Annotated in this window: 11 protein-coding genes; 3 read left to right on the top strand and 8 right to left on the bottom strand. The window is 67.2% G+C overall.

The genetic code is table 11. The annotated features are described in order from the left end of the window. Window positions 1-83 precede the first annotated feature (83 nt). Together malQ and ACMZ6R_RS19065 are read left to right on the top strand one after the other, a co-directional pair. Window positions 84-1592 carry a 4-alpha-glucanotransferase gene (gene malQ, locus ACMZ6R_RS19070; RefSeq protein WP_416114474.1) on the top strand — a complete coding sequence of 503 codons (1509 nt, stop codon included), beginning with the start codon at window positions 84-86 and terminating at the stop codon, window positions 1590-1592. Continuing rightward, window positions 1589-2209, top strand: coding sequence for a class I SAM-dependent methyltransferase (locus ACMZ6R_RS19065; RefSeq protein WP_416114472.1), 621 nt, complete (start codon window positions 1589-1591; stop codon window positions 2207-2209). The genes malQ and ACMZ6R_RS19065 overlap by 4 nt, the downstream gene beginning before the upstream one ends. Here ACMZ6R_RS19065 and ACMZ6R_RS19060 read toward each other — a convergent pair. Together ACMZ6R_RS19060 and ACMZ6R_RS19055 are read right to left on the bottom strand one after the other, a co-directional pair. After that, complete coding sequence (locus tag ACMZ6R_RS19060) at window positions 2103-2816, bottom strand: YybH family protein (protein ID WP_416114470.1); 714 nt, start codon at window positions 2814-2816, stop codon at window positions 2103-2105. The genes ACMZ6R_RS19065 and ACMZ6R_RS19060 overlap by 107 nt on opposite strands. A 29-nt stretch (window positions 2817-2845) precedes the next feature. Further along, window positions 2846-4039, bottom strand: coding sequence for an NAD(P)/FAD-dependent oxidoreductase (locus ACMZ6R_RS19055; RefSeq protein WP_416114468.1), 1194 nt, complete (start codon window positions 4037-4039; stop codon window positions 2846-2848). A gap of 119 nt (window positions 4040-4158) precedes the next feature. On the opposite strand from ACMZ6R_RS19055, the gene ACMZ6R_RS19050 reads away from it, so the two are divergent. Then, a complete protein-coding gene (locus ACMZ6R_RS19050; RefSeq protein WP_416114466.1) occupies window positions 4159-4830 on the top strand; it encodes an HAD family hydrolase in 672 nt (223 codons plus the stop codon). 23 nt (window positions 4831-4853) lie between these two features. Here ACMZ6R_RS19050 and ACMZ6R_RS19045 read toward each other — a convergent pair whose 3' ends face one another. The 6 genes from ACMZ6R_RS19045 to ACMZ6R_RS19020 form a co-directional block, all read right to left on the bottom strand. Then, the gene (locus tag ACMZ6R_RS19045; RefSeq protein WP_416114464.1) at window positions 4854-5426 is read right to left on the bottom strand and encodes a WbuC family cupin fold metalloprotein; all 573 of its coding nucleotides are present in this window, start codon (window positions 5424-5426) and stop codon (window positions 4854-4856) included. Continuing rightward, entirely contained in the window at window positions 5419-5742 is a 324-nt protein-coding gene (locus ACMZ6R_RS19040) for a hypothetical protein (protein ID WP_416114462.1), read from the bottom strand. Before ACMZ6R_RS19040 ends, ACMZ6R_RS19045 begins: the two co-directional genes overlap by 8 nt. 71 nt (window positions 5743-5813) lie before the next feature. Further along, a complete protein-coding gene (locus tag ACMZ6R_RS19035; protein ID WP_416114460.1) occupies window positions 5814-6932 on the bottom strand; it encodes a glycosyltransferase in 1119 nt (372 codons plus the stop codon). Then, a complete protein-coding gene (locus ACMZ6R_RS19030) occupies window positions 6929-8461 on the bottom strand; it encodes an MraY family glycosyltransferase (protein WP_416114458.1) in 1533 nt (510 codons plus the stop codon). The genes ACMZ6R_RS19035 and ACMZ6R_RS19030 overlap by 4 nt, the downstream gene beginning before the upstream one ends. Window positions 8462-8477: 16 nt before the next feature. After that, the gene (locus tag ACMZ6R_RS19025; protein WP_416114456.1) at window positions 8478-8873 is read right to left on the bottom strand and encodes a rhodanese-like domain-containing protein; all 396 of its coding nucleotides are present in this window, start codon (window positions 8871-8873) and stop codon (window positions 8478-8480) included. Between the two features lie 11 nt (window positions 8874-8884). After that, window positions 8885-9733, bottom strand: a complete 849-nt coding sequence (locus ACMZ6R_RS19020; RefSeq protein WP_416114454.1) for a 4-hydroxybenzoate octaprenyltransferase — start codon at window positions 9731-9733, stop codon at window positions 8885-8887. Between the last annotated feature and the right edge of the window lie 88 nt (window positions 9734-9821).

The raw sequence follows: 9821 nt of genomic DNA, 5'->3' as shown, positions 1-9821 counted from the left end.
GGGGAGGGAACCCCTTTTTGCAAAAAGGGGTTCCCTCCCCCGCACTCTCCCCATCCTCTCCTCCTCCCAGCAAAGGAGTCCACATGCAGCGCAGAGCCAGTGGCGTGTTGATGCACATCACGTCGTTGCCGTCGCGGTTCGGCATTGGCGATTTCGGCCCCGGGGCCAGGCGTTTCGCCCGGTTTCTGGCCAAGGCGGCCCAGTCCTATTGGCAGATCCTGCCGCTCAATCCCACGTCGACCTTTATCGGCAATTCCCCGTACAGCAGCGATTCCGCCTTTGCCATGAATCCGTTGCTGATCAGTCCCGAGCAGATGGCGGCGGACGGCTGGCTGGAGACGGCCGACATCGAGGCCGGCTATGTGCAGCACAAGCCGTCCGTGGCCGATTACGAGGGCGCGGAGATCTACAAGGACGGGCTGTTGCGCCGGGCTTTCGCCGCGAACCGGGAACGGCTGGCGGCGAATGCGGAGTTTGCCGTCTTTTGCCATGACGCGGCCCATTGGCTCGACGATTACGCGCTTTTCCGGGCCATCAAGCGCGAACGCGGCGGCCAGGGCTGGGCCGACTGGCCGCCGGCCTTGCGCGACCGCCGGGCCGAAGCGCTGGCGGCGGTGCGGGAGGGGCAGGCCGAGGAGATCGAGTACCTGCGCTTCGTGCAGTACCTGGCCTTTTCCCAGTGGCGGGCCTTGCGCCGGCATCTTCTGGAGAACGACATCCAGGTCATCGGCGACATGCCCATCTACGTGACCCAGGACAGCGCCGACGTCTGGGCCAATCCGGAGCTTTTCAAGCTCGGGGACGACAAACGGCCGGTCTTCGTGGCCGGGGTGCCGCCGGATTATTTCAGCGAGACGGGCCAGCGCTGGGGCAATCCGGTCTACGACTGGCCGGCCCACGAGCGCACGGGCTTTAACTGGTGGATGCACCGCATCCGCCACAATCTCGACGTCTACGACATCATCCGGCTGGATCATTTCCGGGGTTTCGAGGCCTACTGGGAGATTCCGGCCGCCGAGGCGACGGCCGTGCGTGGCACCTGGGTCAAGGCGCCGGGCATGGAACTTTTCAAGGCCATGCTGCGCCGGTTCCCGTCGCTGCCGCTTATCGCCGAGGACCTCGGGGTCATCACGGCCGAGGTGCGCGAACTGATGGCCGCCTTCGGCTTTCCCGGCATGAAGATCCTGCAATTCGCCTTCGGACCGGGCATCGCCGCCAACCGGGACGCGCCCCACAACTACGGGCGCAACTGCGTGGCCTACACCGGCACCCACGACAACAACACCACGCTTGGCTGGGCCCGGAGCGGCGAGGCCGGTCCCGAGGGGCTCTCCGCCCTTTACGCCTATCTTGGCCGGGAAATTGCGCCGGAACAGACGTCCTGGGAGCTTATCCGGCTGGTCATGGGCAGCGCGGCGGCAACGGCCGTGATTCCCATGCAGGACCTGCTCAACCTCGGCGAGGGGGCGCGCATGAACATGCCGTCCGTGGCCAAGGGCAACTGGGGCTGGCGGGCGGAAGAGGACCAGTTCGAGGAAGGACTGGCGGCCCGGCTTCGGGCCATGACCGAGATATTCGGCCGCAACCATTGAGCGTCGACGACTCCTACCGCCTCGTGGCCCTGGGCTACGACCCGGCCACGGCGCTTTTTCTCGATCCCATCCGCCGGCTGGTGCGCGACACGGCCACCCGTCTCGGGGCGCGCCGTGTCCTGGACGCCTGTTGCGGCACGGGCCGGCAAACGCTGGCGCTGCGCCGGGCGGGACTGCGCGCCCTTGGCGTCGACGCCTCGCCGGCCATGCTGGCCGTGGCCCGAAAGGCGGCCGGAAAGAATGCCCCCTTCGCCCGCATGGACGCCCGGCGGCTGGCCTTTGCCGACGCGACCTTCGACGCGGCCTGCATCATCCTGGCCCTGCACGAAAATGCCGAGCCCGACCGGCTGGCCATGGTCCGCGAGATGGCGCGGGTCACGCGCCCAGGCGGAAGCCTGCTCCTGGTCGACTACACGGCCGCGACGACCGGCGGAATGGCCGGCTTGCTCGTGCCCCTGGCCGAACGGCTGGCCGGGGCGGAACATTACCGCAACTACCGGGATTTCATGCTCAGAAAAGGGGTTGCGGGCCTTTGTCGACGTCTGGGGCTGGCGCCGGCGGGGCCTCTTGTTCCGTGCCTTCTGGGGCGGGCGGCGCTTTTGACGGCGCGGGTTTGACCACCTTTTCCGGCTCGCCCTTGATGATGATCGGCTTGGTCCTGGGCCGGCCCGGCTTGGGCTCGCGGGGGGGCAGCGGCTTTTTTTGCAGCGGCAGGGCGAAGTCCTGCCTGACCGGTTCGCCGTGGGCCTCCTTGATGCGCCAGATGTAGTGCTCGTCCTGCACGAGCCCGAAAAAGCAGTTCAGCTTCGCCTTGTGCTCCTTGCCCTTGTCCTTCCAGGCAAGCGACGCCACCAGCCGCACCGACGCCCGCTCCCCCTTGACCTCGATGTGCATGGGTTCGTGGAAGACGACGCGCAGCCCCACCCGCCGTTCCTCGGCCACCACCCCGGGCAGGCGTTTTTTCATTTCCCCGGCCCGGATCGGGCGGATCACCCCGCCCAAAAGCGGCACGACCTTGGCGTCATCGGTGTACAGGCGCATCAGCTCCCTGACGTCCCCCCGCATGAGGGCCGCCGGATACTTCTCCATGAACTCGTGGACGCTTTTCTCGTCGGCCGAGGAAAAACCCGTGGGCCTGGGCGCGGGCTTCTTCTTCGCCGTGCCGGCGCATCCGGCCAGGACGGCAAGCGCCATAAGCGCCACCACGAGCAACAGACGGCCCATGGCCGCTATCCCGGAGCGCTTCGCGCCCGTCACCGCCCGGCGCATCCGGACTCCTGCGGGCCTTTGGCCCGACGCAACAGGAAGCGGTAGGAACGCACGCCGTGCACCATCTCGCCAAGCAGCCGCCCACCGCCCCGGACAAAGCAGAAGAGCGGCAGGAACCCCCAGGACTGGCTGGCGTAGAGCACCCGGCGCAGTTTGCGCGACCAGACGAGCTCGGGCAAAATATCGCGCCTTAGCCCCTTGCCATAAGGGACAGCCGGGGCCACGCCCCGGGTCAGGGCGTCGGCCACGGCCTCGCCGGCCAGTTCGCCGCTTCGCAGCGCATAATAGATCCCTTCGCCGAAAAGCGTCTCCACCAGCCCGGCCGCGTCGCCGGCCAAAAGCACCCGGCCGTACCAGGGCTTGGCCAGATAATTGCCGTACGGGAGCCCATGCCCCCTGGAGGCGTCGGCAAGCTCCCGGGGCAGGCCCAGGAAGTCCAGAAAGTCGCGGAACTTGCTGCGGAATTCCTTGCCATGGAGCAGGCTGTGGCCGCCGATGCCGATGGCGAGCTTCTCCTTGTGCGGAAATACCCAGCCATACCCGGCCCGCAAAAAGCCGGCATAGACCGTGGGATACGGCGCGCGCAGGTCCTCGTGCACCGCGCCGGCCAGACGCGGGTCGTCATACGGCAGGTAGAACTCCATGGCCCCGCCCATGCCGTGCTTCCAGGCCGCCGCGTCGAACGGACAGGCCCGGCGCGCCACACTGGCCACGCCGTCCGCGCCGATGATGTGCCTGGCGCGAAACGCCTCGCCCCCGGCCAGCCGGACCACGCCCGTCGCCGGATCGACGAAGGTCACCGCCTCGCCGAGGCGCGCCTGCGCCCCCGCCCGCACGGCCCGGTCGAGCAGGTGCTTGTCGAAAACCCGACGCATGGTGAAATGGAACGGATAAAACATCTCCCCGGAAGCGATGGTGCGCTCCCGGAAACGGATGCGATAGCCGGGCGAGGCGGAATCGAACACGCCCGAGGCCAAAAGCCCCTCGGCCGTATCGCCATAGACGCGCTCCAGCACGTCCACCGCCTTCCAGGTCAAAAGCCCGGCGCACAGTTTGTCCCGGGGAAATTCCGCCTTATCCAGCAAAAGGACCGTCACGCCCTTTTGCGCCAGGACCTGGGCGGCCGTGGCTCCGGCCGGTCCAGCGCCGACAATGATGACGTCGTGGGTTACACTCATGGCAAAAAAACGGGCAAAAGGGTTCGGCGGCTTGCCAGACCGGCCCGCCGCATCTAAAAATTGCTTCACCATAACCACAGCAGCCCCGCACGGCAATGCGGGGCGAGGCCCCATCCGCCATGCCGCCCATCCAAAATGCCTTTCCCGATGCCGTTATCTTCGATTTCGACGGGACCCTCGCCGAGCTGGTCCTCGACTTTGCCGCCATGAAGGCCCGCGTCGCCGCCGCCGCCCGTCCCTACCTGGCCGACGTGCCGCCGCCAAACGGCCTGCCGGCCCTGGAATACGCCGCCAAGCTCGCCGCGCGCATCCGCCCCGAGGCCCCGGAAGCCTCCGACCGCTTCCTGGCCCAGGTCGCCCAAGCCATCATGGCCCAGGAAATCGAAGCCGCCGCTCGGGCCGCCCTCTTCCCCCACACCCGCCACGCTCTCGCCCGCCTCGCCGGCAAGGGCGTCAAAATCGGCATCATCACCCGCAACTGCCGCGCCGCCGTCAGCCGCATCTTCCCCGACGCCCAAAACTACGTCGGCGTCATCCTGGCCCGCGACGACGCCCGGCACGTCAAACCCGACCCCCGACACCTGCTCGACGCGCTTGCCATCCTCGACGCATCGCCGGACCGGTCGATCATGGTCGGCGACCACCCCATGGATCTGGATACCGGCAAGGCCGCCGGCACCCTGACAGCAGGCGTGGCCAGCGGTCGCGTGCCCCGCGCGGAGCTGGCGGCGCATAAGCCGGATTACCTGGCGGATAACGTCGGGGAACTGGTGGGGATGTTGGAGTCGTAGAAGCCGGGGCAGAGCCCCGCTCGCTACCAGTCCCGGGCCGCAAGCCCCATGAGCATGCGAAAGCGGTCTTCGGTGGCCTGGAAATACGCCAGGGCGTCGGGATCGGTGTCGGCCGGCGCAAAGGGGGCGAAATCCTTGTCCGAGACGGGGCTGTAGGGGCCGGGTTTGACTTCGAAGAGGGTGGTGTCCGGGACCAGGGCCAGGATGGCGTGCCAGCCGCCGGCGGGCGCGTCCAGGGCGTAGGTTCCCTGGTCGCGGTCGAGGATGGCGCAGTCTTCGCGGTCGAAGCTGCCGTCGTCCTTGAAGCAGATAAAGCCCATCTTGCCGGTGAGCAGCACGAAGGCCTCGTCTTTCGGCGGATCGAGGTGCCGGTGCGGCCGCACGTAGGTGCCGGGCTGGAGGGCGTTTATCATGCGGTGCAGTTTGGCCGCATTATTGGCGTGAAAGCAGTGAATCTCGCGTTTGCGGGGATTGGCGGCGGCGTCGCGGGCTTTTTGGGCCAGAAGCGCCGCATCCGCCACGACGAACCGGTCGTGTTCGGACTGGGTGGCCAGGGACGAGATGCGGCGCAAGGTCAGGGCGAGGGGCTTAGCCATGCAGCGGAATGCCGGCGGCGGTCAGGCGCTGGTAGGCGGCCACGAGTTGGCCGGAGAGGCACATGTCGTGGATGATGAAGGCAATGAGGACGATCCAGTAGCCCCAGGCGCACAGGGTTTTCTCCGTACCGGAGGTCTGGCCGCGCTGGATGTTGAAGAGGATGAAGCTGATAAGGGCCAGCGGCAGCATGATCCACCAGCGGATGGTGGTGGCCTCGAAGAACATGAAGATCACGTAGAGCAACCCGAGGGCCGAAGCGGCCCAGGTCATGGAGGAAAACGCGCTGCACGGGCAGCCGCACTTCTGATCGGACATGGCGCACTCCTTTACGGTTTTTTTGGGTATAGCCGGGGTTATGGGCGGCTGTAAAGGAAGACCGGTTCTTTCTACAACCGGGCGTAGGCCTCGGCCAGGGCGCGGCGCACCGCCTTTGGCGAGAAGCGGCCGGCCACGGCGTCGCGTCCGCCCCGCCCCAGGCGCTCGGCCAGGGCGGCGTCGGCAAGGACCGCGGACAGGGCTTCGGCCAGTTTGACGGCGTCGCCCGGCGGCACGACAAGGCCGGTTTCGCCCTGGCGGTTGACCCAGGGCACGCCGGAACCGGGGATGTCCGTGGAGACGACCGGCTTGCCGAAGGCCATGGCCTCCAGCTGGACGATGCCGAACATTTCGGCCCGGGTCACGGACGGCAGGCAGAAGACGTCGCAGGCGGCCAGCCAGTCGGACATGGCGGCGTCGGGGATGCGACCGGCCAGAAAGACCTTGGCGCCAAGGTTTTCCCGCTCGATCTGCGCGGCCAGGCTTTCGGCCTGCGGCCCGCCGCCGCCGATGACGACCCGGACGTCGCCGGGAAGCGCCTTGGCCGCCTCGATGAGCACGTCGAAGCCTTTGTAGGGCACGAGCCGGCCCAGGGAAAAAACGATCCTGCGCCCGCCGAAACGTTGCCGCAGGGCCGCGACCCGGCCGGCATCGGCGGCGGCGGGCGACGGCATGGACGGGTCCACGCAAAAAGGGACCACCGCGCCCTTGGGGGCGATAACCGCCGCCCGGTTGGAGGCGGCAAGGTGCACCGGGGTCGGGCCGATGACCAGATCGGCCCAGCGGCACAGCCAGCCTTCGAGCGGCGCGACCAGGCGGGTGAGCGTTCCCTTGCCGATGACGTCGCTGTGCCAGTGCAGGACGACCTTCGCCTTGGGCCGGGCCAGGAACACGGCCAGGGCGGCCAGGGGATTGGGCAGGTGGACCTGGAGCGCGTCGAAATGCGGGGCCAGGGCGGCAAGCCGGCGCACGTAGGCGATGGACAGGGGCTGGCTGGCGATGGAGCCGATCGCGGGCGCGCGCCAGACCGGCCAGGGCAGCCCGAGATCGTCGTAAGGACCCTCGCCGGCGAAACACAGCACACCCGGTTCCATGCCCAGGGCCGCGAGCTGTTCCACGACCTGCCGCGTGGCCGTTTCCACGCCGCCGGGATCGGGCGGGTAGAACTTCCCGACCTGCAGCACCCTCATGACGCGGCCAGCGTTTCCAGGGTGGCGGTCACCGTGCGGCGCAGGTTCTCCACCCGGCGCAGCGTGAATTCGTTTATCGGGTCCTGGCCCAGGTCCTTGACCAGCCACAAGGCCCCAAGGGTATGCCCGTCCTTGCCCAGAAGCGGCAGCTCGAGCTTCATGACCGCCGGCGAACAGAGCAGCTCCCGGTCCGACTTTTCACTCCCCTCGCGACGCCAGCGAAAGGCCGCATCCGGGCCGGCATCGGCGGCGGGGGAACTCCCCGGCGGCGTGGGCAGCAGGCGGCAGGTGCCGGTTCCGTGCTCGGAAAGGACCATCTCGGCCATGTCGAAGCGCAAGAGTTCCAGGGCGGCGGTTATGCGCGCCCAAAGAGACGGGATATCGGGGGCCTGGGAAATCTCGATCTGGTGGTTGAGAAACGTGCGCCGCTCCCGGGCGATGCCCGTGTCGTCGGAGACATCGCGCAGCCAGCCGAGGATCTTGTCCACGGCGAAGTAGCTGAAAAACCCGGCCTTGCGCACCAGAAGCACCAGCGCCGCGCCGACGACCAGCAGGAAAAGCCCGGCCGGGGCGTTGCGCAAATTGACCAGCACCAGGGCTGTCAAGGCCAGAAAGATGGTGATGGCGTAGATAAAAAGCACCACCTTCCGCTGGGACCAGCCGCGGCTGAGAAGCTTGTGGTGCACATGGCGCTTGTCCGGCTCGAACATGTCGCGGCCGCGCAGAAAACGCCGCAGCGGCGCGGTGATGGTGTCGAGCAGCGGCACGCCCAGGGCAATAAGCGGCATGAGCAGCGTCGCGCCGACCTGGCTCTTGACCGAGCCCGAAACCGAAAGCGCCGCCAGCATGTAGCCCAGGAAATAGCTGCCCCCGTCGCCGAGAAAAAGGCTCGCCGGATTGAAGTTGTAGCGCAAAAACCCGAGCGTCGCCCCGGCCATGACCGCGAACATCGCGGCCGTGTGCGCCTCGCCCCGCATGATCGCCAGCACCGCCTGCACGGAGCTTGCGAAAAAGACCACCCCGGCCGCCAGTCCGTCCAGTCCGTCAATGAGATTGATGGCGTTTATAAGCAGCACGAACCAGAACACCGTGACGGCGTAGGAAAGCAACTCGAAATGGATGATGAAATGCCCGGGGATGGCGAAGCTGGCGATGCGCGCCCCGCCGAAGCAGGCCACGCAGGCGGCCACGATCTGGGCCACCAGCTTGAGCCTGGACGGCAACGTCCACTTGTCGTCGGCGAACCCCACCGCGAAAATCAACACCGCCCCGGCATAGACGAAGAGCATGGGACGATCGAACAGGATGCCGGTCACGGAAGGCGGCAGCAGCGTCCCGGCCAGGGCCAGACAGCCGAAAAAGGTAAGAAACAGGGCCAGCCCGCCGCTTCGGGGCATGGGCGTGGTGTGCACGGTGCGGGCCTGGGGCATGGCCAGGATGCGGAAGCGCCGCCCCAGCCACCGGGCCAGGGGAGTCAACGCCAGCGAAAGGCCAAGCGCGGCCAGGAAAAGGTAGAGGATGGGGGCCATGAGTGTGGTGAGGGTCCTACCGCGTGCCGCCGGAAACGGATTTGCCGCCGGCGAGTTTCCAGCCGAGCATGCCCCAGGTAAGGTTGGTGGCGTCATAGCCCCGGGCGGCCAGCTTCTTGGTCACAAAAGGCGAACGATGGCCGGTCATGCAGGCGACCACCACCGGACGTTTCGGGTCGAGGCCGAGGGCGGCCGGATCGGCGATCAGGGCATCGGGCCTGTTCACCGCGCCGGGAATATGAAAAAGCGCGAATTCGGCCGGGGTGCGCACGTCGAGCACCTGCGGCCCGGGAGGGGCTTCTTCGCGCAGCCGGCGCAACCGCCACGGCAACATCTGATGCACGCCCGCCGCCATCCAGCCCAGATCCCAGAGCAGGAAAAAAATGACCAGGAACAGCACCAGCGCTTTCATGGATACCCCCGCTACCGGGCCAGAAACACCGCCAACAGCGTCCCTGCCCCGAGCAGTACGGCGATAATGCCGTTGAGCGTGAAAAAGGCCACGTTGATCCGCGACAGGTCGTTCTCGGACAACAGCCGATGCTCGATCAAAAGCACCAGCGAACACACGGCCCAGGACGCATAATAGATCCAGGACAGCCCGGCCGCATACCCGGCCAGGAGGAAGAAAAGCGCCGCGTCGACATGGGAAAAAGCCGCGAGCCTAAGCGACGTGCCCACGCCAAACCTGGCCGGCATGGCCCACAAGCCCTGCTCCCGGTCGAAATCCACGTCCTGGCAGGCGTAAAGCACGTCGAATCCGGCCGTCCAGCAGGTCACGCCCAGGCCGAAAAGAATCGGCGCCAGGGAAAACTCCGGCTTCACCGCCAGCCACCCGGCCATCGGGGCCAGCCCCAGCACCGAACCCAACACGAAATGACACAGCCAGGTGAACCGCTTGGTCACGCTGTAAAACGCGCCCCAGACCAGCGCCACCGGAGCCAGGGCCAAACACAACGCATTGAGCCCCGCACAAGCCCCGACAAAGACGACCGCGCAACCGGCCGTGAAAATCCAGGCCTGGCGCAGCGTCACTTCGCCCGTCACCAGCTCCCGACGGCTCGTGCGCGGATTGACCCGGTCATAACGCACGTCGGCCAGCCGGTTCACCGCCATGGCAAAGGACCGCATCGCCACCATGGCCACCGTCAACAACACGAACGCCCGCCAGCCCGGCCAGCCGCCCGCCGCCACAAAAAGCCCGATATACGCAAACGGCAGGGCGAAGACCGAATGCTCCACCTTCACCAACCGCGCCAGCGCACCCAGCATAGTGCCTCCAAGGGAGGGGAAGAGCGGGAGGATGAACCGGGGGAGAGGGAACCCCTTTTTGAAAAAGGGGTTCCCTCTCCCCCGGGCC

It is taken from the genome of Solidesulfovibrio sp. C21 (genome assembly GCF_047785625.1).
Lineage (GTDB): Bacteria > Desulfobacterota > Desulfovibrionia > Desulfovibrionales > Desulfovibrionaceae > Solidesulfovibrio.
The sequence above is the reverse complement of the archived record's forward strand: the minus strand, read 5'-3'. Positions and strand labels throughout refer to the sequence as shown.

Excerpts from the sequence above, each read along its gene's own strand:
- ACMZ6R_RS19055 (WP_416114468.1), bottom strand. The coding sequence starts at position 4,039 with ATGAGTGTAACCCACGACGTCATCATTGTCGGCGCTGGACCGGCCGGA.
- malQ (WP_416114474.1), top strand. The coding sequence starts at position 84 with ATGCAGCGCAGAGCCAGTGGCGTGTTGATGCACATCACGTCGTTGCCG.
- ACMZ6R_RS19060 (WP_416114470.1), bottom strand. The coding sequence starts at position 2,816 with ATGGGCCGTCTGTTGCTCGTGGTGGCGCTTATGGCGCTTGCCGTCCTG.
- ACMZ6R_RS19030 (WP_416114458.1), bottom strand. The coding sequence starts at position 8,461 with ATGGCCCCCATCCTCTACCTTTTCCTGGCCGCGCTTGGCCTTTCGCTG.
- ACMZ6R_RS19045 (WP_416114464.1), bottom strand. The coding sequence starts at position 5,426 with ATGGCTAAGCCCCTCGCCCTGACCTTGCGCCGCATCTCGTCCCTGGCC.
- ACMZ6R_RS19050 (WP_416114466.1), top strand. The coding sequence starts at position 4,159 with ATGCCGCCCATCCAAAATGCCTTTCCCGATGCCGTTATCTTCGATTTC.
- ACMZ6R_RS19020 (WP_416114454.1), bottom strand. The coding sequence starts at position 9,733 with ATGCTGGGTGCGCTGGCGCGGTTGGTGAAGGTGGAGCATTCGGTCTTC.
- ACMZ6R_RS19040 (WP_416114462.1), bottom strand. The coding sequence starts at position 5,742 with ATGTCCGATCAGAAGTGCGGCTGCCCGTGCAGCGCGTTTTCCTCCATG.
- ACMZ6R_RS19035 (WP_416114460.1), bottom strand. The coding sequence starts at position 6,932 with ATGAGGGTGCTGCAGGTCGGGAAGTTCTACCCGCCCGATCCCGGCGGC.
- ACMZ6R_RS19025 (WP_416114456.1), bottom strand. The coding sequence starts at position 8,873 with ATGAAAGCGCTGGTGCTGTTCCTGGTCATTTTTTTCCTGCTCTGGGAT.